This window comes from Teichococcus oryzae (assembly GCF_008386565.1).
In the GTDB taxonomy this organism is placed as follows: Bacteria; Pseudomonadota; Alphaproteobacteria; order Acetobacterales; family Acetobacteraceae; genus Pseudoroseomonas; species Pseudoroseomonas oryzae.
In genome coordinates this window covers 75,198-100,778 of the sequence record NZ_VUKA01000007.1, presented here as the reverse complement: position 1 = coordinate 100,778, position 25,581 = coordinate 75,198, and the positions used below count along the sequence as shown (strand labels likewise).

General features: G+C 71.3%; 22 protein-coding genes. 7 read left to right on the top strand and 15 right to left on the bottom strand.

All coding sequences use genetic code 11. The features are described 5' to 3' along the window. Positions 1-46 precede the first annotated feature (46 nt). Complete coding sequence (mscL, locus tag F0Q34_RS14395; RefSeq protein ID WP_149812918.1) at positions 47-493, bottom strand: large-conductance mechanosensitive channel protein MscL; 447 nt, start codon at positions 491-493, stop codon at positions 47-49. Between the two features lie 370 nt (positions 494-863). Here mscL and F0Q34_RS14390 point away from each other — a divergent pair, with 370 nt between their 5' ends. Together F0Q34_RS14390 and F0Q34_RS14385 are read left to right on the top strand one after the other, a co-directional pair. Beyond that, on the top strand, positions 864-1,175 hold the full coding sequence (locus F0Q34_RS14390; protein ID WP_161600887.1) for a CcdB family protein: 312 nt from the start codon (positions 864-866) through the stop codon (positions 1,173-1,175). Positions 1,176-1,291: 116 nt separating this feature from the next. After that, complete coding sequence (locus F0Q34_RS14385; protein WP_149812916.1) at positions 1,292-2,500, top strand: D-alanyl-D-alanine carboxypeptidase family protein; 1,209 nt, start codon at positions 1,292-1,294, stop codon at positions 2,498-2,500. An 18-nt stretch (positions 2,501-2,518) separates the two neighbouring features. Here the strand turns inward: F0Q34_RS14385 and F0Q34_RS14380 are convergent, their stop codons facing one another. Then, positions 2,519-3,295, bottom strand: coding sequence for an SDR family oxidoreductase (locus F0Q34_RS14380; RefSeq protein ID WP_149812915.1), 777 nt, complete (start codon positions 3,293-3,295; stop codon positions 2,519-2,521). Positions 3,296-3,448: 153 nt separating this feature from the next. Between F0Q34_RS14380 and F0Q34_RS21830 the strand changes: the two genes are divergently transcribed. Both F0Q34_RS21830 and F0Q34_RS14375 read left to right on the top strand, forming a co-directional pair. Continuing rightward, positions 3,449-4,039, top strand: coding sequence for a hypothetical protein (locus F0Q34_RS21830; RefSeq protein WP_161600886.1), 591 nt, complete (start codon positions 3,449-3,451; stop codon positions 4,037-4,039). Beyond that, positions 4,036-4,737 (top strand): endonuclease/exonuclease/phosphatase family protein, encoded by a 702-nt coding sequence (locus F0Q34_RS14375; protein ID WP_161600885.1) that lies wholly within the window; start codon positions 4,036-4,038, stop codon positions 4,735-4,737. The genes F0Q34_RS21830 and F0Q34_RS14375 overlap by 4 nt, the downstream gene beginning before the upstream one ends. Before the next feature lie 26 nt (positions 4,738-4,763). On the opposite strand, the gene F0Q34_RS14370 is transcribed toward F0Q34_RS14375, so the two are convergent. Next, positions 4,764-7,331, bottom strand: a complete 2,568-nt coding sequence (locus F0Q34_RS14370) for a glucose/quinate/shikimate family membrane-bound PQQ-dependent dehydrogenase (RefSeq protein ID WP_149812913.1) — start codon at positions 7,329-7,331, stop codon at positions 4,764-4,766. Between the two features lie 229 nt (positions 7,332-7,560). Here F0Q34_RS14370 and F0Q34_RS14365 point away from each other — a divergent pair, with 229 nt between their 5' ends. Then, complete coding sequence (locus tag F0Q34_RS14365) at positions 7,561-9,015, top strand: MDR family MFS transporter (protein WP_149813020.1); 1,455 nt, start codon at positions 7,561-7,563, stop codon at positions 9,013-9,015. Positions 9,016-9,023: 8 nt separating this feature from the next. Here F0Q34_RS14365 and F0Q34_RS14360 read toward each other — a convergent pair whose 3' ends face one another. Next, positions 9,024-10,616 (bottom strand): ABC transporter substrate-binding protein, encoded by a 1,593-nt coding sequence (locus F0Q34_RS14360; RefSeq protein ID WP_149812912.1) that lies wholly within the window; start codon positions 10,614-10,616, stop codon positions 9,024-9,026. Positions 10,617-10,796: 180 nt separating this feature from the next. Here F0Q34_RS14360 and F0Q34_RS14355 point away from each other — a divergent pair, with 180 nt between their 5' ends. After that, the gene (locus F0Q34_RS14355; protein ID WP_149812911.1) at positions 10,797-11,423 is read left to right on the top strand and encodes an ABC transporter substrate-binding protein; all 627 of its coding nucleotides are present in this window, start codon (positions 10,797-10,799) and stop codon (positions 11,421-11,423) included. Between the two features lie 14 nt (positions 11,424-11,437). On the opposite strand, the gene F0Q34_RS14350 is transcribed toward F0Q34_RS14355, so the two are convergent. Then, on the bottom strand, positions 11,438-13,990 hold the full coding sequence (locus tag F0Q34_RS14350; protein ID WP_149812910.1) for an MMPL family transporter: 2,553 nt from the start codon (positions 13,988-13,990) through the stop codon (positions 11,438-11,440). 268 nt (positions 13,991-14,258) lie between these two features. On the opposite strand from F0Q34_RS14350, the gene hpnH reads away from it, so the two are divergent. Further along, positions 14,259-15,422, top strand: coding sequence for an adenosyl-hopene transferase HpnH (gene hpnH / locus F0Q34_RS14345; RefSeq protein ID WP_149812909.1), 1,164 nt, complete (start codon positions 14,259-14,261; stop codon positions 15,420-15,422). Here the strand turns inward: hpnH and F0Q34_RS14340 are convergent. The 10 genes from F0Q34_RS14340 to modB all read right to left on the bottom strand — a co-directional run bounded on the left by F0Q34_RS14340 (position 15,330) and on the right by modB (position 25,574). Next, on the bottom strand, positions 15,330-16,034 hold the full coding sequence (locus F0Q34_RS14340; RefSeq protein ID WP_149812908.1) for a phosphorylase family protein: 705 nt from the start codon (positions 16,032-16,034) through the stop codon (positions 15,330-15,332). The genes hpnH and F0Q34_RS14340 overlap by 93 nt on opposite strands. A 9-nt stretch (positions 16,035-16,043) precedes the next feature. Then, positions 16,044-17,999, bottom strand: coding sequence for a squalene--hopene cyclase (gene shc / locus F0Q34_RS14335; RefSeq protein ID WP_194163323.1), 1,956 nt, complete (start codon positions 17,997-17,999; stop codon positions 16,044-16,046). A gap of 2 nt (positions 18,000-18,001) precedes the next feature. Next, positions 18,002-19,294 carry a hydroxysqualene dehydroxylase HpnE gene (gene hpnE / locus F0Q34_RS14330; RefSeq protein ID WP_206668037.1) on the bottom strand — a complete coding sequence of 431 codons (1,293 nt, stop codon included), beginning with the start codon at positions 19,292-19,294 and terminating at the stop codon, positions 18,002-18,004. Further along, the gene (hpnD, locus tag F0Q34_RS14325) at positions 19,291-20,139 is read right to left on the bottom strand and encodes a presqualene diphosphate synthase HpnD (RefSeq protein ID WP_149812907.1); all 849 of its coding nucleotides are present in this window, start codon (positions 20,137-20,139) and stop codon (positions 19,291-19,293) included. The genes hpnE and hpnD overlap by 4 nt, the downstream gene beginning before the upstream one ends. Then, positions 20,136-20,999 carry a squalene synthase HpnC gene (hpnC, locus tag F0Q34_RS14320; RefSeq protein ID WP_149812906.1) on the bottom strand — a complete coding sequence of 288 codons (864 nt, stop codon included), beginning with the start codon at positions 20,997-20,999 and terminating at the stop codon, positions 20,136-20,138. The genes hpnD and hpnC overlap by 4 nt, the downstream gene beginning before the upstream one ends. After that, positions 20,996-22,141: a glycosyltransferase gene (locus tag F0Q34_RS14315; RefSeq protein ID WP_149812905.1), complete on the bottom strand. Its 1,146-nt coding sequence runs from the start codon at positions 22,139-22,141 to the stop codon at positions 20,996-20,998. The genes hpnC and F0Q34_RS14315 overlap by 4 nt, the downstream gene beginning before the upstream one ends. After that, complete coding sequence (gene hpnA / locus F0Q34_RS14310; protein ID WP_149812904.1) at positions 22,138-23,154, bottom strand: hopanoid-associated sugar epimerase; 1,017 nt, start codon at positions 23,152-23,154, stop codon at positions 22,138-22,140. Before hpnA ends, F0Q34_RS14315 begins: the two co-directional genes overlap by 4 nt. Before the next feature lie 202 nt (positions 23,155-23,356). Beyond that, a complete protein-coding gene (locus F0Q34_RS14305) occupies positions 23,357-23,752 on the bottom strand; it encodes a winged helix-turn-helix domain-containing protein (protein WP_149812903.1) in 396 nt (131 codons plus the stop codon). Positions 23,753-23,763: 11 nt separating this feature from the next. Beyond that, positions 23,764-24,873, bottom strand: coding sequence for a molybdenum ABC transporter ATP-binding protein (modC, locus tag F0Q34_RS14300; RefSeq protein ID WP_149812902.1), 1,110 nt, complete (start codon positions 24,871-24,873; stop codon positions 23,764-23,766). Continuing rightward, on the bottom strand, positions 24,873-25,574 hold the full coding sequence (modB, locus tag F0Q34_RS14295; RefSeq protein ID WP_149812901.1) for a molybdate ABC transporter permease subunit: 702 nt from the start codon (positions 25,572-25,574) through the stop codon (positions 24,873-24,875). Before modB ends, modC begins: the two co-directional genes overlap by 1 nt. Positions 25,575-25,581: the final 7 nt, after the last annotated feature.

Here is a 25,581-nt window from a genome sequence, read left to right as displayed (position 1 = left end):
CCGGCACAGCGGCCTCTCAAGCGGCCGCTCCGTCACGGGATGGGCCTCAGGAAGGCCGGCGCTTCAACTCGTCGCGGATTTCCGCGAGCAGGATCTCGGTTTGAGTCGGGCCCGGCTTCGCCGCCTCCTGCCGCAGGCTGATCTTGGTGAGAATGCGCACCACCCAGAACACCGCGAAGGCAACGATCAGGAACTTGATGATGGCGTTGAGAAACACACCGATGCCCAGCGCCACGCCGCCCGCGGCCTTGGTGGCTTCCAGCGTCGGCAGGCGCTCGCCACGGATAACCACAAAGATATTGGAGAAATCGACCCCGCCGATCAGGAGGCCGATGATCGGGTTGAAGATGTCCTCGACCAGCGAGTTGACGATGGAGGTGAAGGCCGCGCCGATGATGATGCCGACCGCCAGATCAATGACGTTGCCGCGCGTCACAAAGGCCTTGAACTGGCCTAGCCAACTCGGGGTCCAGTCTTTGCTGGAAAGAGCCATTCCGAACTCCGGCATCCGTTAAGGGTTACGCACCATAGGTGCATTGTTCTGACCTTTCCAAGCCACGCCCGGTTGCGGCTGGCGATCAGGATGCCGTGATGCAAAAGAGCCACGGCTCCCGTCATCCAACCCATGGAAGCTGGTCCCTTTCTGGCGGAGAAGCCGCGCCGGCACCCAGTGCCGGCAGGCTTGTGATCATCGCAGGCCTGCGCATACGATGCGCATGAAGACAGCAGGGACAACCTTGATGGGACACCCCGCCCTCTTCGCGCGCCGGACACCAGGCGCCGCAAGCGGGCCATCAATCTGAGCCTCGATGAAGCACTGGTCCAGCAGGCCGCCGCTCCAGCAGCGTCGAGCGGGGTGGCCGATGCCGCAATTCGATGTTTTCGCCAATCCAGGGCGGCAGCGCGACACCATTTCCTTTGTTGTTTCCCTGCAGAACACCCGCTTCGAACGCGAACCGGCACGATTGGTGGCGGCACTGATCAGCCGCCGCGCCATCGCCGTCGAGGAGCATTCCCTTGCGCCCCGCTTCATCGTGCAGGGCCAGGCGGTGGTGCTTGACCTCTTCGATCTTGCCACGGTGCCGGCCGCGCGGCCGGGGCCGGTTGTGGCGTCGCTAGCCGATGACAACAGCCTCGCCGTGTTGGGTCGGGCCCCTGACGAGTTCCTGAGTTAGGTGTGACCACGCCGCTGCGAGCCTCGCATATCCGTTCAGCAAGCGGTCACAAGCGCTTGAGTTGAAAACGGAAAGGGCGTATCCGGCGCCATCGTTGGACCGATGGAGACGCCGTGATGCTGCAACGCCGCGACCTGCTGGGTGGAGCCGGGGCATTGCTGGCCTCAACCGCGCTGGCGGTCCCCGCCCTGGCGCGCACCCGCCCCGCGGCCCGGACGACCGGCGCGGACGTCGAGCCCTCCACCCCCGCCAGCAGCCCGATCGGGCCGCTCGACACCGTGGCGAAGCAGGTGTTGCTGGTGGACGCCACCACCGGCGCCGTGCTGCTCGACAAGGCGGCGGAGGAGCGGATGCGCCCGTCCTCCATGTCGAAGCTGATGACCGTCTACGTGGCGTTCGACCTGATGAAGCAGGGCCGGCTGCGCCGCGACCAGACCCTGCCGGTCAGCGAGAATGCATGGCGCAAGGGCGGCTCCAAGATGTTCGTGGAGCTGGGCAGCCAGGTCGCGGTGGAGGATCTGCTGCGCGGGATCGTGGTGCAATCCGGCAACGATGCCTGCATCGTGCTGGCGGAAGGCATCAGCGGCACCGAGGAACAATTCGCCGTGCTGCTGAACGAATATGCCCGGCGCCTGGGCATGACGAACAGCACCTTCCGCAACGCGACCGGCTGGCCAGACCCGGAACACCTGACCACCTGCCATGACCTGGCGATCCTGGCGCGCCGGCTGATCAGCGACTTCCCCGATTATTACGGCCTGTTCGCCATCCCCTCCTTCCAATGGAACGGCATCAGCCAGCAGAACCGTGATCCACTGCTGGGCCGCGTTTCCGGCGCCGACGGCATGAAGACCGGCCATACCGACGCGGCCGGCTACGGCCTGGTCGGCACCGCCAAGCGCGGCGACCGGCGGCTGATCCTGGTGGCCAATGGCATGACCTCCATGAAGATGCGCGGGGATGAATGCGCACGGCTGCTGGAATGGGGCTTCGCCAACTTCACCAATGTTTCCCTGTTCCGGGCCGCCGAGACGCTTGAGGAGGCGCCGGTCTGGCTGGGTCAGCAGCCCAGCCTGCCGCTGGTCGCGGAGCGGGAGGTGGTGCTGACCCTGCCGCATTCCTGGCGCCGCAACCTGGAGGTGAAGCTGCACTACGCCGCGCCCCTGCCGGCGCCCATCGCCAAGGGGCAAGCGGTCGGCCGGATCGAGATCGGCGGCGAGGGCGTGCCGCCGATGACGGTGCCGTTGCTGGCCGGAGCGGATGTGGAGCGCCTCGGCCTGATGTCGCGCCTGCCGGCGGTGCTCGGCCACTGGGTTTCCGGCTGAGGCGCCAGGGCTGGCGGGCTACACCACGATCGGGAAGCGGGCGCCATCCATGCCCACCGTGACGCCGGTGATGTAGCTGGCGCGGTCGGAGGCCAGGAACAGCACGGCGTCGGCGATCTCCTCCGGCCGCGCCATGCGGCCGAGGGGGATGCTGGCAACGCTGCGCCGCCGCGCCTCCGCCTCGTCGATCCCGGCGAGCCGCGCTTCGGCCGCGAGGCCTTCCGCCACGCGGCCGGTTTCCGTGGCGCCGGGATTGACGCCCAGGATGCGCAGGCCCTGGGCGGCATAGGTTGTGGCCAGTCCGGCCGTCGCCAGCATCAGGGCCGCGTTGGCCGACCCGCCGGCCAGATGGGTCGGGGAGGCGACCTTGCCGCCGGCGCCGATGACGTTGACGATCACGCCACGCCCGCGCCCTGCCATGCGCTTCACCAGCGGATCGATGACGTTGATGTAGGTGAAGTATTTCGCGTCCATTGCCGCGCGCCAGGCGGCGGGCGTCAGCTCGGCCGGCGGGGTGCGGCGGGCGGCGCCGGCGGCGTTGACCAGTATGTCGATGCCGCCCAGGCCGGCCTCGGCTTCCTCCACCGCCCGCGCCGCCTGGTCCGCGTCGATCAGGTCGGCCTGGATGCCGAGCGTGCCGGGAAGGGCCGTCACCGCCGCATCCAGCGCCTCGCGCGAGCGGCCGCAGATCGCGATTGTCGCCCCTTCCGCGCGGAAGGCCTCCGCGCAGGCGCGGCCGATGCCGCGCGTGCCGCCGGTGATCAGCACCTTCTTGCCAGCCAGATTCAGATCCATGGAACGTTCCTTCTGCTTCTTGCACGGCCTCGCAGGCGGCGCTGCCGGCATTTCACGTCCGGGATAGGGCGGCGTCCAGGGGGCGGATGATCTTGCCAGGGCTCTGGCGTGGGCCATCTCCTGGTTTGCCGGCTCAGAAAAGGAACAGGCCGCATGCCCCTGCTGACGCGGCGCGACATCGGGCGCCACCATGGCCTGACCTGGATCTGCCTGGCGGCGCTGGCAGGCATGGCGGGCTGGCTGTGGTGGCTGGGACAGGACGGCGCCGCGCTGGGCACCGTGGCGGCGCTGGCGGGTTGCCTCGGGCTGGTGCTGCCGCCACGCGAGCGGATGGCGGCGCTGCCCGCGCGGCTCCGCGCCCTGCCACGCATCCTGGACGCCACCCCCGTTCTGGCCACGCTGACCTCCACCCCTGGCTACGGGCTGGGCTGGTTCTACCAGCCAGGACCCTATGACGAGGTGGTTCACCTGGTGAACGGCATCCTGGCCGGACTGGTTTTCGCGGCGCTGCTGCAAGTGGATGGCGAAACCAGGGGACCGCGGCGCCTGGCTTGGCTCGGCGGCATCTTCGGCCTGGCGCTTGGCGTCGGCTGGGAGGTTTTCGAGGCGCTGACCGGCCTGATCGGCGACTGGACCGACACCTGGACCGATGTGGTGCTCACCACCGGGGGCGCGGTGCTCGGCGCCGTCCTGGCCGGCTGGCGCTTCTCGGTTTTTACCCGCCCGGCCCGCGCGCCACGGTGAAGGTCGCCACCTGGAACATCCATCGCGGGCGCGGCACCGCCGGCCCGTTCCGCCCCAACCGCATCGCCGAGGTGATCGCCGAGATCCGGCCCGACCTCATCGCGTTGCAGGAAGCGCAGCATTACCTGCGCCGCGGCACGCCCATGCTGGATGCGGCCCGCATAGAGGATGAAACCGGCCTGCGCCCCCTGCCTGTGGTGCAACGCCCGGACCACCAGGGCTGGCGCAGCAACCTGCTGCTCGCGCGGCGTGGGGCAAGGCTGTTGCGCGGCCCCATCGGCCTGAAGCTGGGCGGGTGGGAACCGCGCGGGGCCATCCTGGCGGAGCTGGATCTCGGCTCCGGCCCCTTGCGGGTCATCGCGGCGCATCTGAGCCTGGGGCCGGAACGGCGGCGGCGCCAGGCGGAGATGCTGCTGCAGGCGGCGCGGGGGGATGGCTCCTCCCTGCCCGTTCTGCTGATGGGCGACCTGAACGAATGGCGGGAAGGGGCCTCGGCGCTCGGCGTGCTGGCCAGGCGCTTCGCCATGCCGCCCCCGCTGCGAAGCTTTCCCGCCTTCCGGCCGATCTGGGCACTGGACCACATCCTCGCTGATCCGGCCGCCATGCTGCGCCAGGTGGCGGTGCATGACACCCGGCTGGCGCGCCGGGCCTCGGACCACCTGCCGCTGACGGCGCGGCTGGAAATGGACGCCGCCTGAGCGATGCCAGGCGGTGGGCGAACCATTCAGCGCGGCAGGGCGTAGGCGATCACCGCATCGCCGGCCTTGGTTCCCAGCGAGCCATGCCCGCCCGCCACCACCAGCAGGAACTGCCGGCCATCCTGGCCCTGATAGGTCATCGGCGTGGCCTGGCCGCCCGCCGGCAGCCGGGCCTTCCACAATTCCCGCCCATCCGTGACGTCATAGGCGCGCACGTAATAATCGATGGTGCCGGACAGGAAGGCGACCCCGCCCGCCGTCATGATCGGGCCGCCGAGATTGGGCACGCCCATGCGGAAAGGCAGCGGCACGGGCGCCGCATCGCGCGTGGTGCCGTTCCTGTGCCGCCAGAGGACGTTGCCGGTCGTCAGGTCCGCCCCGGCCACATAGCCCCAGGGCGGCTGCTGGCAGGGCAGGCCGAGCACCGAGACGAAGGGCGCCAGCTTCACCGCATAGGGCGCGCCGAAATTCTCGTTCAGCGCCGGCAGGCTGCCTTCCGGCCGGTTCCCGCCCTGCACGACCATGCTGGTGTTGTCCGGCCGCGGCACGAGCTGCGACACGAAGGCCAGGTAGGTGGGCGTGGTGAAAGCCACTTGGCGCTGCGGATCGACGGCGATGGAGCCCCAGTTGAACACGCCGAAATTGCCCGGATAAACCAGCGACCCTTCCAGGGACGGGGGTGTGTAGCGCCCTTCATAGCGGAGCTGCTTCAGCGCGATGCGGCAGGCGAGCTGATCGAACAGGGTAGCGCCCCACATCTGCGCCCCGGTCAGAGGCGGCGGATCGAAGGAAAGGCGGGATTTTGGCTGGGTGGCGGCGGTGCGGTCCGGCGCCACGGCGCCCTGGGGCGCGGGGATCTCGGTCACCGGCAGGACAGGCTGGCCGGTTTCCCGGTTCAGCACGAACAACTCGCCCTGCTTGGTCGGCTGCACCAGCGCCGGCACCGTCTGGCCATTCACCGTCAGGTCAATCAGGCTGGGCTGCGAGGGCACGTCGTAATCCCACAGGTCGTGACGAACCGTCTGGAACACCCAGCGCACCTGCCCGGTGCCGAGGTCGAGCGCCACCACGGAGGAGGAGAAACGCTCCGTGTTCGGGCCGCGATCGGCGCCCCACTGGTCGGGCGGCTGGTTGCCGAGCGGCACATAGACCATGCCCCGCGCCTCATCCACGGCCGAGATCGACCAGCTATTGGGTGAGTTCGGCGTATAGGTCTGGTCCGGCGGCAGCGGCGCGGTCTGCCCGGGGTTGCCGGAATCCCAGTTCCACAGCAGCGCGCCGGTGTTGACGTCGAAGGCACGGATGACGCCCGAGGGCTCGGCGGTGGAAACATTGTCGAGCACCGTGCCGCCGACGATGACCCGGTCCCGCGTCACCACCACGGGCGAGGTGGAATAATAGCCGCCGGGCTTCACATGGGGCATGTTGGCCCAGAGATTGACCTGGCCGCCTTCGCCGAAGCCTGTGCAGACCGCGCCGGTTTCCGGGTCCAGCGCGATCAGCCGGCCATCGGCGGTCGGCATGAACAGCTTGCGCGGGCAATCGGCGATGCCGCGCGCGCCATCCGTGGCTGCGGGCAGGCGCAGGGGCGGGGGCGATCGCTGGTCGCTGCTCCGCACCTGCGCCGGCGGCTGCGCCGATGCCGCCTGCGAAGGCTCCCCGGTGCCGGCAGGCTGTGCCGCGGCGGCGGTGCCGTAGCCCGGCCCGTCATGATAGGACAGGCCACGGCAGGTCAGGTGCTGCAAGGCGAGATCGCCCTGGATGCGCGGGTTGTAGCGCCACACCTCCCGCCCGGTATCGGCCTCCAGCGCGATCACGCTTTGATGCGGCGTGCAGAGGTAAAGGCGGTTGCCGATCTTGAGCGGCGTGACCTGGAAGGTGGTTTCCTCCGGGTCGCCGGGCTGGCCGCGGAGATCGCCCGTGTTGTACTGCCAGGCCACTTCCAGCCGCCCCACATTCTCCGGCGTGATCTGCGCCAGCGGCGAATAGCGCTGGCCGAAGCCGGTGCGGCCATAGGCGTGCCATTCCCCCGGCGGCACCAGGGGCGTTCCGGGCGGCTGCGTCAGCCCCGCCGCCTGCTGCGGCGCGCGCGGCCCCGGCAGGGTGCCGGCGACGCGGTGCGGATCGTTCAGCATGGCGGCCACCGCCACGCCCAGCGCGGCCAGCAGCACCAGCGACAGGGCGAGGCCGCCGCCGCGCAGGGCGCTGGCCGGATGCGCGTCGCCCGGCCCCCGCAGCCCCCGCGTGACCCAGGGGGTCAGCAGCAGGATGCCGATCACGAACAGCACGTCGCCACGCGCCGCCAGGGGCCACCAATCCAGCCCCGCCTCCCACAGCGCCCAGAGCAGGGTGGCGGCGACGAGCAGGGCGAACAGCCAGAGCGCGGCCGGGCGCTGCCGCCAGAGCAGGAAGGCGGTGCCCAGCATCGCCAGCCCGGCCGGCAGGTAATACCATGACCCTCCCAGGGCGATCAGCCAGGCTCCTCCGGCCGCGGTGCCCAGGCCGGCCAGTGCCAGAACAATGGCGATGATCCGTGGCAAGCGGGAATGCGCCAGGCGCGAATGCTGCGGGCGAGGAGCGGTAGGTGGGGACATGACCAACCTTCAGGATCGGATCGGGTATCACCGGAACGCCACGGGCCGGCGCCGGGTTCCGGATCGAGGCCCAAAGGCTGCATTTCGCCGAACCCTTCGCCCCATCATGTGTTGAGGTCAGGTGCCCCATTCACCCATTCCGGACCCCGGTCGTCTTGCCCGGCCGGTTCCCGCCGACCCCGCCCCGCAACCCTCCACGCCGCCGCAGCGCCCACCCGTCCGCACGGTGATGGCGGGCGCGCTGCTGACCATGATCCTGGCGGCGCTGGACCAGAACATCGTCAACACGGCCCTGCCACGCATGGTGGGGGAGCTCGGCGGCATGGCCCACCTGTCCTGGGTGGTCACAGCCTTCATGCTGACCTCCACCACCACGACGCCGCTTTACGGCAAGCTGTCGGACCTGTTCGGGCGGCGGCGGCTGTTCTTTGTCGCCATCCTGCTGTTCCTCGCCGGCTCCCTGCTTTGCGGCGCCGCGCGATCCATGGAGCAGCTGATCGCCTTCCGCGCCGTGCAGGGGGTTGGCGCGGGCGGGCTGCTGGTATTGTCGCAGGCCGCCGTCGGGGATGTGGTGTCGCCGCGGCAGCGGCCGAAATACCAGGGGCTGTTCACCGGCACCTTCGCCCTGGCGAGCGTGGCGGGGCCGCTGCTGGGTGGCGTGATCACCTCGACCCTGGGCTGGCGCTGGGTGTTCTATGTCAATCTGCCGATCGGCATCCTGGCGCTGGCCATGATCGCGCTCGGGCTGCGCACCCCGCCCGCCGGGCGGCGCCGGCCGATCGACTATGCCGGCGCAGCCCTGTTGGCCTCAGCCACCGCGGCCCTGCTGCTGTTGCTGGCCTGGGGCGGCACCGAGTTCCCCTGGATCTCCGGGCGGGCGGCGGGCCTCGCCGCCTCCTGCGTCGCGCTGTACGGGCTGTTCATCTGGCGCGAGCTGCGCGCCCCCGAGCCGCTGATCCGGCTATCGCTGTTCCGCAACGCCATCTTCGCCCGCGGCGTCGCGGTGGGCGGCATGATGGTGTTCGCCATGATGGGCTCCACCGTGTTCCTGCCGCTGTATTTCCAGCTCGTGCTGGGGATGAGCCCGGCCCTGGCGGGCGCGATGCTGCTGCCGCAGGTCTGCGGCATGGTGCTGAGCTCGGTCATTGGCGGCCGCATCGTGGCCAGGCTCGGGCGCAACAAGCCCTTCCTGCTGGCCGGGCTGGGGCTGGAGGCCGTGGCCCTCGCCAGCCTCGCCGCCTTCGCCTGGCTTGGCGCGTCGCCGCTGGTGTTCCTGCTGTCCATGGGGCTTCTCGGCCTCGGCATGGGGATGGGCATGCCGAACCTCACCGTGGCCGTGCAGAATGCCGTGGCGCATGGCGAACTGGGCGCGGCCACCGGCGCCATGACCTTTGCCCGTTCCCTGGGCGGCGCCGTGGGCGTCGCCGCCTCCGGCGCCATCCTGTCGGCCCGGCTCAACGCCGCCTATGCCGCGCTGGGCGGCAGCGTCGATGTGGGCGCCCTGGCCGAGCGCGGCGTGGAGGCCCTGTCGGGCTTCACGGCGGCGCAGCAGGCCGCCGTCGCCGACGCGTACCGCACCGCGCTCACCGGCTGCTTCAGCCTCAGCGGCCTGGTGATGACGGCGGCCTTCCTCCTGGTGCTCGGGCTGCCCGAGATGCGGCTGCGCGACCGCATCTCGGACTGAGTGAGCTGTTAGACCCGCCGCATGTTCCAGAAGATGGCGAAGCCGGGCACCCGGTCGCGCAGGTTGGAGCGCAGGGCGGTGATCGACCTGTAGGCGCCGACCGGGATGAACAGCACCTCCTCGATGGCGACGCGCTGGATCTGCTCGGCGATGGCCTTCTGCGAGGCGAGGTCCGGCGCGTCGAACCATTGCATGCGCAACTCCTCGATGCGCGGCACCTCGGGCCAGCCGGGCCAGGCGCCGGCCCCGTTGGCGCGCAGCGCCGCATGCGCCGCCGGATCAACCCAGTCGAAGGAGGAGAAGCTGGTCAGGAAGGCGCTCCAGCCGCCCTTCTCCAGCGGCTCGCGGCTGGCGCGGCGCTGCACCACGGTCCCCCAGTCGGTGATCACCAGGTCCATGTTGAAGCCGAGGCGGCGGCACAGGTCGGCACCCACCTGGGTGATGGCGGCGGGCGCCAGGATGTCGGTCGGGCCGATCAGCCGCATCGGCTGGTCGGTGTAGCCGGCCTCCTTCATCAGGGCCTTGGCGCGGTCGATGCTGCGCTCGCCCATCAGCGGCTCCAGCCCGGCCTGGCTGGCGAGCGGCGTGCCGGGGGTGAACACCCCGACATTGGTGACGAAGTGATCGGGGTTGTCGCCCACCACCGAGGCCATGAAGTCGCCCTGGTTGATCGCCGGCAGCAGCGCCTGCCGCAGCTTCTTGTTGTTGAAGGGCGGGTGCAGGTGGTTCAGCCGCATCAGCGCCGGCATGGGCAGCGGGTCCATGCCGGTGACGCTGATGTTGCGGTCCCGCGCGAACAGCATCTGGATTTCCGGCGGCGGCTGCTCGAACCAGTCGATCTCGCCCGATTGCAGCGCGGCGGCGGAGGTGGCGGCGTCGCTGATGATGTTCCACTCGACCCGGTCGAAGAACACCTGCTTCGGCCCGGCTGTCAGGCCCTTCGCGGCCACCGGCGTCGGGCTGTAATCCGGGTTGCGCTCATACACCACGCGGCTGCCGGAATTGTATTCGTCGGCTTTGAAGCGGAACGGGCCGCTGCCGATGTTCTCGGTGATCTGCTTGAAGGGGTCGGTGCGCGCCACCCGCTCCGGCATGATGAAGGCGATCGGGTTGGTGGCCGCCGCGAGCGACTGCACCAGGCGCGGGAAGGGGCGCTTCAGGCGGAAGCGGATGCGCCGGTCGTCGGCGGCCGTCATCTCCTCCAGCGCCGCGGCGAGGGCTTGGCCGGACGGGCTGCGCTTCATCCAGCGGTCGATGCTGGCGACGCAGTCCAGCGCCCGCACCGGCTCGCCATCGTGGAACTTCAGCCCGGAGCGCAGGGTGATGGTCCACAGCTTGCCGTCATCCTCGACCGTGTGGCCCTCGGCCATCTGCGGCTGCGGGCGGAACTGCTCGTCGAGCCCGTACAGCGTGTCGTAGATCATGAAGGCGTGGTTGCGGGTGACGTTGGCCGTGGTCCAGATCGGGTCCAGCGAACCCAGGTTGGATTGCGGCACAAAGCGCAGCACGCGGCTCGACGCCGGCTGACCGATGGCGAAGCGCGGCAGGGCGGCGGCCATGCCCATGGCCGCTGAAAGGGTGAAAGCATCGCGTCGTTTCATGTCGCAGCCCATTCCAGTTTCGACGGGCGCAGGCCGCCCGGCATGTCGGCCCCGCAGGAGACCAGAGCATGAGGCGGGCGGCAAGGCATGATGGCGGTGCCGCCGGCCGGATGAGCCGAAGGCGGGCGGCCTCCTGCCGGCTTTCGCGCAACAGATGCGGCGGTGCTAGGTTGAACCGCCATGCATCGTTTCCGGACCCATCCCCGCCCCACGCGCCGCCTGCTGCTGGCTGGCGCCATCCTGGCCGCCACGGCGCAGCCCGCTCCCGCCCAGGCCAGCCCCGAGGCGGTGGTGGAACGCTTCCACGAGGCGCTGCTCGGCATCATGCGGCAGGCCCGCCAGCTCGGCCCGCGCGGCCGGTTCGAGCGGCTGCAGCCGGCGATGCAGGCTGCCTTCGACCTGCCCGCCATGACCCGCATCGCCATCGGCCCGCCCTGGAGCCGCATGGAGGCGGCTCAACAGCAGGCGCTGGTGCAGGCCTTCTCCGACTGGTCGGTCGCGACCTATGCCAGCCGCTTCGACGGCTTCAGCGGCGAAAGCTTCCGCACCACCGGGCAATCCACCCTCCGCAACAACGACCGGATGGTGCAGACCGCGCTCGACCGGCCGGGGAACGACCCGGTGCAGCTGAACTACCTGCTGCGGCAGTCCGGTGGCGCGTGGCGCATCGTGGACATCTACCTGACAGGCTCCATCAGCGAACTGGCCTCGCGCCGCGCCGATTTCGCCAGGGTGCTGGCGGAAGGCGGCGCGGACCGGCTGATCGCGGAGTTGCGGCAGCGCACGGCTCGGTTGCTGGCCGGCTAGAAGAACGGCCCGCGTCACGCATCGGCCAGGCGGGCCAGCAGCGCCGGGCGGACCAGCAGCGTCACCAGCAATTCCCAGCCCAGCGAGATCATCAGCAGCCGCCCCATGCTGGCCGTGCCGGGATGGCTGGACAGCCAGAGCGCGCCGAAGGCGGTGGCCGTGGTCAGGGCGCTGAACACCACGGCGCGGGTCAGGCTGGATTGCAGCAGGTCCTGCTCGCCCGCACGCCAGGCCATGACGAAGTAGATGTTGAAGGCGACGCCGATGCCGAACAGCAGCGGCAGGGCGATGATGTTGGCGAAGTTCAGCGGCAGGTCCAGCGCAGCGCAGCTGGCCAGGGTCAGCAGGCCGCTCAGCAGCACCGGCTGCATGGTCAGCGCCACGTCCCGCGCGCGCCGCAGCACCAGCGCCAGCAGCGCTGTGATGGCCAGGCCCGACAGCAGGCCGGCCTGAATGAAGGCGGTGACGATGGAACCGCCGGCCGCCCGCACCGAGATCGGCACGCCCGTGGCTTCCGGCTCGATGGCCTGGATGGCGGCGGCGAAACGGGTCAGGGCCGCGTCGTCCTGCGCGTCCGGCCGTGGCAGTGCCTCCACCCGCGCGCGCCCATCGGCGGTCACCCAGTCGGCGACAAGTTCCGGGGGCAGGGAGTCGCGCGTCACCGGCTCCGCGCCCAGCAGCGCCTCCACCTGGAACAGCAGCAGCCGCAACGGCGGCACCAGCATCGCCGCCGCCGCGGCCCTTGCTGCCTCGGGTGCCTTGGCCAGCCGGTCCAGCGCGGCGGCGAGGCGTCGTGCGGCGGCCTCGCCATCCCCAGGGGCCTGCCGCAGCGCCGCCGCGAGCGGCGCCATGGCCGCCAGCACCTCCGCATCGGCAGGAGAAGGAGCGGGCTGCACCCCCTCCAGCGCCGGGCCGAGGAACATGGCGGCATCGGCGATCAGCGCCAGCTTCTCCTCCTGGTCGGCCGGGATGAAGCTTTGCAGCGACAAGGTGCGCCACACCTCGGGCAGGGCTTCCAGCCGGCGCGCCAGGGCCGGCGCCTCGGCGAGGGACGGGGCCAGGACGCTGACGCCATTGGGCGAACGGGCGGGATCATCCATCAGGTCCCGCAGCGTGGCCATGGATTCGACATCCGGGCTGCGCAGGTGCAACGGGTTGAAGTCGAAGCGCAGCAGCGGCAGCAGCGCCAGGCAGGCGAGGGACGCCAGCGCCGCCGTCGCCAGCACCGGGCGGCGACGGCGCGCCAGCATCGCTTCCACCGGGGCCAGGAGGGGGAAGCCGATCTCCGCCTGGCCGCGCGCCGGCGGCCGGACCAGAACCAGCATCGCCGGCAGCAGGGTGACGCTGAGCAGGAAGGCGATCACCATGCCGAGGCCGGCGATCGCCCCCAGCTCCGCCACGCCGATGAAATGGGTCGGCAGGAAGGCGAAGAAGCCGGCGGCGATGGCGGCGGCGGCCAGCGCCAGGGAACGGCCGACGCTGCGCCCGGCCGCCACCAGCGCCTCCTCGATCGGCGGATGGCGCAGCCGCTCGGCGCGGGCCCGGACACTGAACTGGATGCCGAAATCGATCCCGAGGCCCACGAACAGCGGGATGAAGGCCACGGAGATCAGGTTGAAGCGCCCGATCGCCAGCAGGCCGAGCCCGGCCGTCATCACCAGCCCCAGCAGAGTGGTGGCCAGGATCGCCAGCATGAAGCGGCCGGAGCGCACCGCGAGCCACAGGATGCCCACCAGCGCCAGCAGCATGGCCCCCGTCACCAGCCCCGCATCCTCGGCTAGGGTGGCGAACTCCTCATCGGCCAGCGGAACGGGGCCGGTCAGCCGGACGGTGACGCCGTGCCCGGGCGTCAGCCCCAATTCGCGGGCCGTGGCGCGCAGGGCGGCGCTGGCCGCGGCGCCGGGTTGCAGGGCGGAGTAATCCAGCACCGGCTGCACCAGCACGATGCGCCGGGTTTGTTGCAGTTCCGCCGGCCCGGCGCCCATCAGGGCCTGCCAGGAGAAGAAGGCGGCGCGGCCGGCGGCGGCCGCCTCCAGCGGCGCGGCCAACGCTTCCAGCGCGGGGCGCAGATCAGCCAGTTCCGCGCGGCCCTGGATGACGCCCTGTAACGCGGTGGTGAAGGTCGTGAAGATGCCCCGCAGGCTGGGATCGGCCGCCAGCGGGCCGAGAAGGGGCTGCGCCTGCACCAGCCTTTCGGTGGTGGCCCGGACCTGTTCCAGCGGCAGCAGCAGCAATCCATTGCGATCGAAGAATTCGCCGCCATCCGGACGGCGCACGCTGCGAAACAGTTCGGGCCGCCGGGACAGCGCCGCGGCCAGCCGGCTGGCGCCGGCCTCCGCCAGTTCCGGCGTGGCGCCGTCGATCACCGTCACGATCAGTCCCTGCCGCTGCGGGAAGTCGCGGCTGCTGGCCAGTTCGCGCTGCCGCCAGGGCTGGTCGGGGGAGATCAGCTCCGCCGTGTCGGTGGTCATGGCGAAATTCCGCGCCGCGTAGACGCCGGCCAGCAGGCTCAGCAGCAGGCCGAGCAGGCAGACCAGCCACGGGCGCCGTGTGCTGAAGGCGACCATGCGGCCGGTCAACGAAGAAGGTCTGGCCAATGCGGCGCCTCGGGCATGCTTGCGGAATGGTGCGGATTTCTAGGGCGCGCCGGCGATGCTGGCTACCGCCACAGCCTCGCCCTTGACGGCGCGTCCGCATCGCTGATGATGTGATGCGGCGCCAGCCCACCGGGCTGGCGCCGCGGCGTGAAATCCGCGAAGAACGGCGCTCCACGCCCAGCCATCGGCCCGGTTCGGCCGGGCCGGGCGCCCGGCACCCAGGATGAGGAGCGCAGCCTTGGGCATTCCCCTGCTGCAGACCGCCCGAATCGGCGCCTACCTGCTGAAGCAGCACCTCAGCGGCCGCGAACGCTATCCGCTGGTGCTGATGCTGGAGCCGCTGTTCCGCTGCAACCTGGCCTGCGCCGGCTGCGGCAAGATCGACTACCCGAACGAGATCCTGAACCAGCGCCTGTCCTATGACGAGTGCATGGAGGCGATCGAGGAATGCGGCGCCCCCGTCGTCTCGATCGCCGGCGGCGAGCCGTTGCTGCACAAGGAGATGCCGCAGATCGTGCGCGGCTTCCTGGCGAAGAAGAAGTTCGTCATCCTGTGCACCAACGCGCTGCTGCTGGCCAAGAAGATCGACGACTACAAGCCCGATCCGTCCTTCACCTGGTCCATCCACCTGGATGGCAACCAGGCGATGCACGACAAGTCGGTCTGCCAGCGCGGGGTCTATGACAAGGCGGTGGAGGCCATCAAGCTCGCCAAGTCCAGGGGCTTCCAGGTCAGCATCAACTGCACCCTGTTCAACGACGCCGACCCGGCCGAGACGGCCGCCTTCTTCGACGACATGAAGGCGCTGGGGCTGGATGGCATCACTGTTTCCCCCGGCTATGCCTATGAGCGGGCGCCGGACCAGCAGCACTTCCTGAACCGCACCAAGACCAAGGAGCTGTTCCGCGGCATCCTGGCGCGCGGGCGCGGCGGGCGGGCCTGGCCCTTCACCCAGTCGCGCATGTTCCTGAACTTCCTGGCCGGCAACGAGGCCTACAAGTGCACCCCCTGGGGCAACCCGACGCGCACCGTGTTCGGCTGGCAGAAGCCCTGCTACCTGCTGGGCGAAGGCTATGCCAAAACCTTCCGGGAGCTGATGGACGACACCGAATGGGACAAGTACGGCGTCGGCAATTATGAGAAATGCGCCGACTGCATGGTGCATTCCGGCTTCGAGGCCTCGGCCGTCAGGCACATGGTGCAGAACCCGCTGAAGGCGCTGGCCGTCTCGGTCCGTGGCATCCGCACGGAAGGGCCGATGGCCGCCGACATCCCGCTCGACAACCAGCGCCCGGCCGAATACGTGTTTTCAAGCCATGTTTCGCGGAAGCTGGCCGAGATCCGCGGGCGCAAGGCAGGGGCCGGCAAGCCCGGCGCCGAGGAAACGCTGGCCGCGGAATAAGGCCCGAAAGGCCCGCTCCGCTTCCCACCCTGTGCGGACCAGGGCGGGAAGCTGGCCGGGCCGGACGCACAGGGCGCGCAGCACGGCGCGCAGGTCCATGCCGCCATCGGGCCGCATGCCGACCCGCGCGGCGGGAGGCAGGCTGCGCGCCGCGCCATCCGACACCACGCGCGCCGCGGCGAAGGCCAGGCCCTTCCGTGCTGCCACCCGGGCGGCGAGATGCGATTCCATGTCCACCGTCAGCGCTGCCGTGCGGCGATGCAAGGCGCCCTTCTCGGCGGCTTCGGCCACCATGCCGTCCCGCCCGAGCATCGGCCCGAACCGCGCGCCGGGCAGTTTCGCGAGCAGCCGCGCGGACCATCCGGCATCCGTCGCCAGAACAGCGCCGCCATCGTCATGGATGGCGTCCGCCACCACCCACTCCCCGGGATGCAGGCCGGGCGCCAGCGCGCCGGCGATGCCGATGCTGATGATGCCCGACACATCGGCGGCGGCCTGCTCCAGCAGGGTGGCGAGCCGGGCGGCATCCCCGCCCCCGGGCAGCACCGTGACGCCGGGCGAGGCGAGGATGCGCGCTTCCCGCCGCAGCCCGGTGACGGCCAGCACCGTCATGCGGCGGGCCTACATCCCATGCGGCACCCGCCGCGCGTTGCTGCGCTTCAGGTTGCGGTAGCGCGCCAGCGCCCAGAGCGGGAAGAATTTGGGATAGCCGTGGTAGCGCAGATAGAAGACCCGCGGAAAGCCGCCGCCGGTATGCGCCTCCTGCGACCACAATCCATCATCGTCCTGCTGCGCCTGCAGCCAGGCGATGCCGCGTGCGACCGCCGGATGGTCCACCTCCCCGGCCGCCATCAACCCCAGCAACGCCCAGGCGGTCTGCGATGCGGTGGACGCCGCCGCCTCATAGCTACGGTAATCGAGCTTGTAGCTGTCGCATGCCTCGCCCCAGCCGCCATCGGCGTTCTGGATGGCCAGCAGCCATTCGGCGCCACGGCGGATCGCCGGCGCCACCTCCTCGGTGCCGACGGCGTTGAGCGCGCATAGCGCCGACCAGGTGCCATAGATGTAGTTGACGCCCCACCGGCCGAACCAGCTGCCGTCAGCCAGCTGTTCCCGCAGCAGGAAGCCGAGGGCGGCGCGCATGCGGGAACTGTCCGGCGCCTCTCCCAGTTGCGCCAGCATGCTGATGCAGCGGGCGCTGACATCGGCGGTGGGTGGGTCGAGCAGCGCGCCGTGATCGGCGAACGGGATGTTGTTCAGGTATTGGTGGTGGTTGTCCGCATCGAAGGCGCCCCAGCCGCCATCGCGGCTTTGCAGCCCTGTTGTCCATTCCACCGCGCGGTCGATGGCGGCGTCATAGCCGGCATCGCAGGCGTCGCGGGCGCGGTCCATCGCCATCACCACCACCGCGGTGTCGTCGAGGTCGGGATAATGCGCGTTGCGGTACTGAAAGGCCCAGCCGCCGGGGCGCACATCCGGGCGCCATTCCGCCCAGTCGCCCTTCACCTCCAGTTCCTGGAGGGGCCTCAGCCATTCCAGGCCACGCCGCGCCGCCGCCATGTCGGCCTGGCCGCCGGCTTCCATCAGGGCATGGCTGACCAGCGCCGTGTCCCAGACCGGGGAGACACAGGGCTGGCAATAAGCCTCGTCATCCGCCACCACCAGCAGCTTCTCGATCGAGCGGCGGGCGATGGCGCGGTCGGGGTGGTCCGGCGGGTAGCCCAGCGCGTCGAACATCATCACGCTGTTGGCCATGGCGGGATAGATGGCGCCGAGGCCATCCTCCCCGTTCAGCCGTTCCGTCACGAAATCGACGCAGCGCGCGATGGCCCGGCGGCGCAGGGCGCGGGGCCAGAAAGGCTCGCCCAGCTTCAGCACGCGGTCCAGACCGTTGAAGAACATCGCCCAGCCGGGATGCTGGTGGCCATGGCGGCGCGGCGGCCTGGCGGCGGCACAGAACAATTCGGGGATGCGCACGCCGCGCGGATTGCGTGCCCGCACCCGCAGGGCCTGCAACACCAGCAGCGGCACCAGCACAGTGCGCGCCCAATAGGACATCTTCGACAGGTGGACCGGCAGCCAGCGCGGCGCCAGGATCATCTCCACCGGAATGGTGGGCACATACCGCCAGGACAACTCGCCGAACTGCGCCAGCAGGATGCGGGTGAACACATTGGCCCGCCGCGCGCCGCCCGCCGCCAGGATCGCCGCCCGGGCGCGCGCCATGTGCGGCGCCTGCGGATCGTCGCCGATCATCTTCAGGCAGAAGTAAGCCTTCACCGACGCGCTGAGGTCGAAGGCGCCGCCATGAAACAGCGGCCAGCCGCCATGCGCGCCCTGGATGCGGCGCAGATAGGCGCCGATCTTCGCCTCCAGCGCCGAATCCTCCGGCTCGGCTAGGTAATGGCGCAGCAGCACGTATTCGGCGGGAATGGTGGCATCGGCCTCCAGCTCGAACACCCAGTGGCCATCGGGGCGTTGCTGGCGGCGCAGCGCCTCCGCGGCCCGCCGCAGCGCGGCCTCGACCTCCTCCAGCGGGGATGCCGCGGGCGCCTGACGGATGTTGCCCTGCATCATGTTCATGGGGCGACCATCTCAGACTTGGCCTCGCTTGGGGAGAGGGAGAGCGCCGCGGCGGCCTCCCCCGAACGCAAGGCGCCCTCGATCGTGGCGGGCAGGCCGGTGCGCACCCAGTCGCCGGCCAGGACCAGATTGGTCCATCCGGTGCGCGGGGAGGGGCGGCGCGCCTCCTGCTCGGGTGTCGCGGCGAAGGTGGCGCGGCGTTCCTTGACGATGCGCCAGGGTGGAATGCCGTTCTGCGGCGCCTCGGCGGAAAGGCCGTGCAGCCGCGCCACCTCCGCCCATAGCCGCGCCGCCAGCGCGTCGGACGGTTCCTCCATCAGGTGGCGCGCATCGCTGATCGTGACAGAAAGCCGGTCGGGAAAGGCGAACACCCAATCCACCAGCCCGCCCACAAGCCCGGCCAGGGCCGGCGCCCCTGGCGGCGGAGTGGCGCGGAAATGCGCGTTGAGGATCGGGCGAAAATCCTCCGGCACGGAAAGGCCGGGCAGCAGCTCCGCCGCGGTCCATGGTGGCACGGCCAGCACCACCCGGTCCCGCGGGCCCAGCGTCACCATGGGCCCGCCAAAGGCGAGGCCGGACACCCGCCCATCCTCCAGCGACAGGCCACGCAGCCGCTGCCCGAACCGGATGGCGGCGCCCCGCCGGCTCAGGAAGGCGATCGCCGGATCGACAAAGGCCGCCGCCAGGGTTGGGCTGGCGATACGCGGCCAGGCCGCCCGTCCGCCCCGGCCAAGGCTTTCCCGCAGCACCGCCCCGGCCAGATCGGCCGCGCCTTCCTCCGGCGCCGTGTTCAGCGCCGACAGCAGCACGGGACGCAGCAACCGCTCCCACAGCGCGCCCCGGCAGGGCAGCAGGGCATCGATGCGGCGGCCGGGCTGCCGCCGCAGCAGCCGGGCGAGCGCCAGGTAATCCTGCGGCCGGGTGCCCGGCACGCGCCGCCCGGACTGCAACACCCACCAGGGCAGGCGGCCATTGTTGGGCCGCAGCACCCAGCGCGTGCCGTCGCGCAGGTCCAGAAAGGGAAAGGCGGCCTCGTCCGGCCCTTCCAGCCGCTCCTCCGCGCCAATGGCCGAAAGATAGCGCGCCACGGCCTGGTTGCCCGACAGCACCAGATGGTTGCCATTGTCGATCACCATGCCGAGCTGCGGATCGTGGTAGGAGCGGCATCGTCCCCCCGCTTGCGGCGCCGCTTCCCACAGCGTGACCGCCATCCCCCGCCCGGCCAGCGACACCGCCGCCGACAGCCCGGCCAGCCCGGCGCCGACCACATGAACCATGGCGGCGCTCATCGCCGCAGGCTGCAGCACGCGATGATCCAAAGCAGCCGCGCCTTGCCGATGCGGATGCGGCGGCGCGGCGGCGCCCAGCCCTCGGCCTGCATGTCGCGCAGGATGGCGCGGTACACCGCCTCCATCAGCCGCGGCGCCAGCAACCGGCCGCGCGGCCGGGCGCGCAGGATGCGGTTCGCGGCGGCGAAATGGCCCAGGGCGCGTTCCGCCAAGGCCCGGCAGGCGGCGTCGATGCGCGGATCGGCCAGCACCGCGGCGGGGTCATGCGCTTCGATGCCGGCCGCGCGCAGCAGCTCGCGCGGCAGGTACAGCCGGCCAATGGCGGCATCCTCGTCGAGGTCGCGCAGGATATTGGTGAGTTGCAACGCCCGGCCCAGCTCATGCGCCAGGGCGAGGCCGGGCGCCTCCTGCATGCCGAAGATCCGGGTGGACAGGCGGCCCACCGCGCTGGCCACGCGGTCGCAGTAAAGGTCCAGCGTGGCGAGGTCCGGCCCCCGGATGTCCGCCGCAACATCCATCGCCATGCCATCGACCACCGCCTGGAAATCCGCTTGCCGGAGGCCGAAATCGCGCAGCGGGCCGGCCAGAAAGGCGGCGCGGCCCGGCGGCCCGCCCGCGTAAAGGGCGGCCAGATCGGCACGCCATGCCTCCAGCTCCGCCGCGCGGGCGGGACGGGGGCGGGTGCCGTCATCGGCGATGTCGTCCACGGCGCGGCAGAAGGCATAGACCGCGAACATGGCGGCGCGCTCGGCCGGCGGCATCAGACGCATGGCGGCGTAGAAGGAACTGCCGGAAAGCTGGGCCCGCAGCGCCGCGGGGTCGGCCGCGAGGGTTGTCGTGCTCATGCCTCCAGGCTCCGCGCCGGGCGCAGCCGGGCCAGCAGCGCCGCCGCGCCGCCACGCAGGGCCAGAGCCAGCGCTTCCGGCGCGCGGTGATGGACGCGCTCCGAGAGAGGGTCGCGCCGTTGCAGCCGCACCACCAGGCTTTCCGCCAGGGACTGGATGACGCCCACCTCCAGCGACAGGCGCCGGTCGGCGATCTGCCCGGCCAGGGGGCGGGACCGCGCCAGCAGTTCTTCCGTGCGGCCGGCGAGGCCGGCGATCGCCTTCCGCAAGGGCGGCTCGGCGCGCGGCGCATCCAGCGCCTCCACCCCGATGCCCTCCGCCGCCAGCGCGTCGAGCGGCAGGTAGACGCGATCCAGCGCGCGCCGGTCCTTGCCGCAATCCTGCAGATGGTTGATCACCTGCAGCGCGGCGCAGAGTGCGTCATTGGCGGGCCAGCAATGCCGGTCCTCGCCATGCAGGTCCAGCACGAAGCGTCCCACCGGCGCGGCGGAATAGCGGCAATAATCCATCAGTTCCGCCCAGTCGGCGTAGCGGCGCTGCGTGACGTCGCGGCGGAACGCTTCCAGCAGGTCCAGCGGGTGCCGGTCCGGAAGGCCCCGCGCGCGCAGCACCGCGTGCAGCGCCTCGGCTTCCGGGCTGGCGCCGCGCTCCCCACGCAGGCCGGCTTCCAGGCCATCGAGCTGCGCCAGCTTTCTTTCGGGCGCAGCCGTGGCGTGATCCGCCACATCATCGGCGGCGCGGGCGAAGCGGTAGAAGGCCAGGATGGCCGGGCGCAGTTCCGGCCGCACCAGGCGGGAAGCGACAGGAAAATTCTCGTCCTTGTGCCCCTTGCCGGAAGCCAGTTCCGCCGCGCCGCTCATGCACCCTCCGCCATGGCCTGCGACCGGCCTTTCCATTGCCCGCCCCTGCCGCGCCAGACCTGCCATGCGGATCGCAGAGTGAACCAAGCATAGGCGGCGGCGATCACCGGCAGCGCCACGCCCCAGAGCGGCGAAACGCGATAAAAGCGCAGCATCGGCTGGAAAGCGACCGCCATCAACAGCCAGGCGGCGGCGCCCGCCATCCGGCCCGCCCCCGTCCCGAACAGCGCCAGCACGGGCGGCGCCAGATAGGTCACCACCATCCCCAGCACCGTGCCCGCCAGCAACAGCGGCGAATATCCCAGCTGCGCATAGGCCGAACGCGACACCATCCGGCCGATCTCCGCCACGCTGCCATAGGGGCGCAGGCTGCGGGCCCGTCGCGTCAGGCCCAGCCAGATCGGCCCTTCCCCCTTCAGCCGCTGCGCCAGGGCGCAGTCATCGATGATCGCGGCGCGGATGGAGGCGATGCCGCCGGCCCGTTCCAGCGCCGCGCGGCGCACCAGCATGCAGCCGCCCGCCCCGGCGGCGACGCGGCTGCCGGGTCGGGCCACGGCGGCGAAGGGATAGAGCATGGCGAAGAAGAACACGAAGGCGGGGATCAGGAACCGCTCCGCCCGGGTGGCGCAGGACAGTTCCGCCATCAGCGACACCAGCGCGTGGCGCCCCGCCTGCGCCCGGCGCACCAGGGCGCGCAGGTTGTCCGGCGCGTGGCCGATATCGGCATCGGTCAGGAGGATGAAGTCCGGCGCCGTCTCGCTGGCGCGTGCCACCCCTTGGTGCAGCGCCCAGAGCTTGCCGGTCCAGCCGGGGGGCAGGGCCGAGCCGGAGAGAATCTCGAGCGGGATGCGGGCACCGGCGGCGGCCTGCCGGGCGCGGTCGGCGGTGCCGTCGGCGCTGTTGTCATCCACCAGCACCACGCGGAACGGCCCGGGATAATCCTGCTGCAACAGGCTGCCGACCGAGCGGGCGATCACATCCGCCTCGTCCCGCGCCGGCACCACGGCGACCACGGCGGGCCATTCCGCGGGCTCGGGCGGCGCGGGGCCGCGGTCGTCGCGCTCCCGCATCAGCCAGAAGAAGCCGCGCCCAAACACCAGCACGAGCCAGATGGCCAGCGACGCGAGGGCCACCGCCGTCACGGCAGGCGCCCCTCGGCGCGGAACCAGGCCAGCGCATCCGCCACCCCCTCCTGCCAGGGGCGCGCGCGGTAGCCCAGCTCGCGTTCCGCCCTGGCCGAGGAGAAATACATGCGGTAGCGCGACATGCGCAGCCCATCGAGGGTCAGCAGGGGTTCCTTGCCGGAAAGGCGCGCGTAAAGCTCCGCCCCAGCCGCGAGGGGGAACAATGGCGCGCGCGGCAGCTTCACGCGCGGCGGGCGCCGGTCGCTGCGTCGCGCGATCTCGGCCAGCAGGGTTTGCAGCGACAGGTTCTCGCCGCCGAGGATGTAGCGCTCCCCGATGCGGCCCCGCTCGAAGGCCAGGATGTGGCCTTCCGCGATGTCGTCCACATGGGCGAAGTTCAGCCCGGTGTCGACAAAGGCAGGGATCCGGCCCAGCGCCGCGTCCAGGATCACGCGGCCCGTCGGCGTCGGGCGGATGTCGCGCGGGCCGATCGGGGTGGAAGGGTTGACGATCACCGCCGGCAGAGCGTCCCGTGCCGCCATCTCCTCGATCGCCCGCTCGGCCAGGGTCTTGCTGCGCTTGTAGGTGCCGATCGCCTCATCCGGACCAAGCGGCGCGGTTTCGTCCACCGGGGCCGTGGCACCGGCCACCTTCAGCGTGGCGACGCTGCTGGTATGGACGACACGCTCCACCCCGGCCTCCAGCGCCGCCCGCATCAATGCCCGGGTGCCATCCACATTGACGCGCAGGATCACCGAAGGATCGGGCGCCCAGAGCCGGTAATCGGCGGCAACATGGAACAGGTACCGGATGCCCCGCATCGCCGCCACGAGGGAGGTGGGATCGGTCAGGTCGCCCCGCACCGGCTCGGCGCCGAGACCCTGCAGATTGCCGGGCGGGCTGGCCGGCCGCACCAGGACGCGCAGCGCGACGCCCCGTGCCAGCAATGCCCGCGCCACGGCCGAGCCCAGGAAGCCGGAGGCGCCCGTCACCAGCACCGGATCGCCCGGAGAAAGCGCGAAGCCCGTCATCGCGGCCGTTCCATGGCCCCGTGGCGGCCGATCCTGCCCGTGTCGAGAATGGTGCCCTCCGCCGCTCCGGTCCGATGCCGGCCCGTCCGCGCGGGCGATCAGGCCATGCACCCGGTTGCCCGCTCCTCCGGAATACCCGGGAGGCTGGTCGGGCGGACAGCGAACCTTATGGCAACTCCATCGCCGGGGCAATTCGGCCGGCTCAGCGGGGCTCCGGCCCAAGCAGCGCCACGAGCCGCCCCGCGGCCAGGAGGTTGGCCTCCGCCTCGATGCCGCGATAGGTCGCAATCACCGCATGCCCCACCTCGGTCAGCCGGGCGCCGCCGCCGCCGGCCCCGCCGGCCACGGCCTCCACCACCGGGCGGCCGAGCCCCCGGTTCACCGCCTCCACCAGCTCCCAGGCGCGGCGATAGCTCATGCCCAGGGAGCGGCCCGCGGCGGAAATGGAGCCGACGCGGCCGATCTCCTCCAGCAGCCGCACCTTGCCGGGCCCAATGCGGCAGCCGCCGCCGAGGTCCAGCCGGATGCTGAGGCTGGGTGCCGCACCCGCGGGGCTCGGCTCCGGTGCGGCGGGGGAGGAGGGTCTGGCGCGCGGCATGGCGCAGGCCATCACGCCGGCGGCGGGGGCGCAACCGGCACCTCGCCGCCCCGGCTGAAAGCCACCGACTTCACCATTGCCCAGACGGCCTGGCCCGGTGCGAGCCCGAGGCGGCGCACCGCATCCAGCGTCACCCGCGACAACAACACGGCGCCACCCACCCGCAGCCGCAGCAATGCCTCATGCGGAGCGCCGGGATCGACGGCCTCGACAATGGCGGGCAGCACGTTCTGCATCGACAGGGCGGGCGGCGCGGCCATGGCCACCGAAACGTCCCGCGCCCGCACCCGCACGCGCAGCCGCATCCCTGGCGGCGCCGGATCGAGCGGCACCAGAAGCTCGCCGCCGGGGAAGCCGAGCCGCGTCAGCCCACGCTCCGGCGCATGCGCCAGAACGGTGCAGTGCAGCACCACCCCCGCATCGCGCCGGCCGGCCAGCAATGACAGGTCGGTGCGGGCCGACAGCGCTTCCAGCGTGTCGCAGGCCAGGACGCGGCCCTGCTGCATCAGGACCAGCGTGTCGGCCAGCTGGTCAACCTCGTCCAGGGCATGGGTGACGTAGAGCATGGGGATGCTCAGCCGGTCCCGCAGCCGCGCCAGGAAGGGCAGCAATTCCAGCTTGCGCGCGGCGTCCAGCGCCGCCAGCGGCTCATCCATCAGCAGCAGGGCCGGCCGCGACAGCAGGGCGCGGCCCAGCGCCACGCGCTGCTTCTCGCCGCCCGACAGCGCCGCCGGGCGGCGGCCCAGCAGATGCCCGATGCCCAGCAGGTCCACGACCTCCGCGAAGGGCAGGCCAGCGGTCCCGGGCGGCGCCCGGCGCTGGCCGTAGCGGAGATTGGTTTCCACCGAGAGATGCGGAAACAGCCGCGCATCCTGGAACACGACGCCGCAGCGGCGGCGCTCCGGCGGCAGCATGATCCCCCGCCCGGTGTCGAGCAGGACCTGGCCGCCGAGCGCCACCCGGCCCGCTTCCGGCCGCAGCAGCCCGGCCACCGCTGCCAGAACCGTTGACTTGCCGCAGCCCGAGGGGCCGAACAAGGCCGTCACGCCGGGTGTCGGCGCGGCGAAGGCGGCATCCAGGGCGAAGCCCGGGAAGCGGTGCCGCAAGGAAACCTCCAGCATCAGCGGCCGCCCCGGCCCAGCAACGCCCGCAGGCGGCGGCCGGCGAAATCGGCCAGAACCAACCCGGCCACCGCCATGGCGAAGGAGATCGCCGCCAGCCGGGCCGCCATGGCCTCGCCGCCGGGCGTCTGCGTGGCGGCATAGATGGCCAGGGGCAGGGTCTGGGTTTCACCGGGGATGTTGGAGGCGAAGGTGATGACCGCCCCGAACTCGCCCAGGCCTGCCGCGAAGGCGATGATGGCGCCGGACAGGACGCCCGGCGCCATCAGCGGCAGGGTGATGGTGAGGAACCGGTCAACCGGCCCGGCGCCGAGGGTGCGCGCCGCCTCCTCCAGCCCAGGGTCCACCGCATCCAGGCTCAGCCGCACTGAGCGGACGATCAGCGGAAAGGACATCACCGCGGTAGCCAGCGCGGCGCCGCCGGTGGTGAACACCAGCCGGATGCCGAACCAGTCATTCAGCCAAGCGCCGACCGGGCCGCGCACGCCGAAGGTGACGAGCAGCAGCCAGCCGATCACCACCGGTGGCATGACCAGGGGCAGGTGAACAAGGGCGTCGAGCACGCCGCGCCCAGGGAAGCGGCCACGCGCCAGCAGCCAGGCCACCAGGATGCCCGGCGGCAGGCCGAACAGCACCGCGCGCAACGCCACGGAAAGGCTCAGGCGGACGGCCTGCCATTCCTCAAGGGACAGCCAGCCCATCGGAAGG

What these genes read in the sequence shown, in the direction of transcription:
- shc (WP_194163323.1), bottom strand. Translation starts at nt 17,999, where the DNA reads ATGATGCAGGGCAACATCCGTCAGGCGCCCGCGGCATCCCCGCTGGAG.
- F0Q34_RS14385 (WP_149812916.1), top strand. Translation starts at nt 1,292, where the DNA reads ATGCTGCAACGCCGCGACCTGCTGGGTGGAGCCGGGGCATTGCTGGCC.
- F0Q34_RS14365 (WP_149813020.1), top strand. Translation starts at nt 7,561, where the DNA reads ATGGCGGGCGCGCTGCTGACCATGATCCTGGCGGCGCTGGACCAGAAC.
- F0Q34_RS14390 (WP_161600887.1), top strand. Translation starts at nt 864, where the DNA reads ATGCCGCAATTCGATGTTTTCGCCAATCCAGGGCGGCAGCGCGACACC.
- F0Q34_RS21830 (WP_161600886.1), top strand. Translation starts at nt 3,449, where the DNA reads ATGCCCCTGCTGACGCGGCGCGACATCGGGCGCCACCATGGCCTGACC.
- hpnA (WP_149812904.1), bottom strand. Translation starts at nt 23,154, where the DNA reads ATGACGGGCTTCGCGCTTTCTCCGGGCGATCCGGTGCTGGTGACGGGC.
- modC (WP_149812902.1), bottom strand. Translation starts at nt 24,873, where the DNA reads ATGCTGGAGGTTTCCTTGCGGCACCGCTTCCCGGGCTTCGCCCTGGAT.
- F0Q34_RS14360 (WP_149812912.1), bottom strand. Translation starts at nt 10,616, where the DNA reads ATGAAACGACGCGATGCTTTCACCCTTTCAGCGGCCATGGGCATGGCC.
- hpnD (WP_149812907.1), bottom strand. Translation starts at nt 20,139, where the DNA reads ATGAGCACGACAACCCTCGCGGCCGACCCCGCGGCGCTGCGGGCCCAG.
- hpnC (WP_149812906.1), bottom strand. Translation starts at nt 20,999, where the DNA reads ATGAGCGGCGCGGCGGAACTGGCTTCCGGCAAGGGGCACAAGGACGAG.
- F0Q34_RS14380 (WP_149812915.1), bottom strand. Translation starts at nt 3,295, where the DNA reads ATGGATCTGAATCTGGCTGGCAAGAAGGTGCTGATCACCGGCGGCACG.
- F0Q34_RS14370 (WP_149812913.1), bottom strand. Translation starts at nt 7,331, where the DNA reads ATGTCCCCACCTACCGCTCCTCGCCCGCAGCATTCGCGCCTGGCGCAT.
- F0Q34_RS14305 (WP_149812903.1), bottom strand. Translation starts at nt 23,752, where the DNA reads ATGCCGCGCGCCAGACCCTCCTCCCCCGCCGCACCGGAGCCGAGCCCC.
- F0Q34_RS14350 (WP_149812910.1), bottom strand. Translation starts at nt 13,990, where the DNA reads ATGGTCGCCTTCAGCACACGGCGCCCGTGGCTGGTCTGCCTGCTCGGC.
- mscL (WP_149812918.1), bottom strand. Translation starts at nt 493, where the DNA reads ATGGCTCTTTCCAGCAAAGACTGGACCCCGAGTTGGCTAGGCCAGTTC.
- modB (WP_149812901.1), bottom strand. Translation starts at nt 25,574, where the DNA reads ATGGGCTGGCTGTCCCTTGAGGAATGGCAGGCCGTCCGCCTGAGCCTT.
- F0Q34_RS14355 (WP_149812911.1), top strand. Translation starts at nt 10,797, where the DNA reads ATGCATCGTTTCCGGACCCATCCCCGCCCCACGCGCCGCCTGCTGCTG.
- hpnE (WP_206668037.1), bottom strand. Translation starts at nt 19,294, where the DNA reads ATGAGCGCCGCCATGGTTCATGTGGTCGGCGCCGGGCTGGCCGGGCTG.
- F0Q34_RS14340 (WP_149812908.1), bottom strand. Translation starts at nt 16,034, where the DNA reads ATGACGGTGCTGGCCGTCACCGGGCTGCGGCGGGAAGCGCGCATCCTC.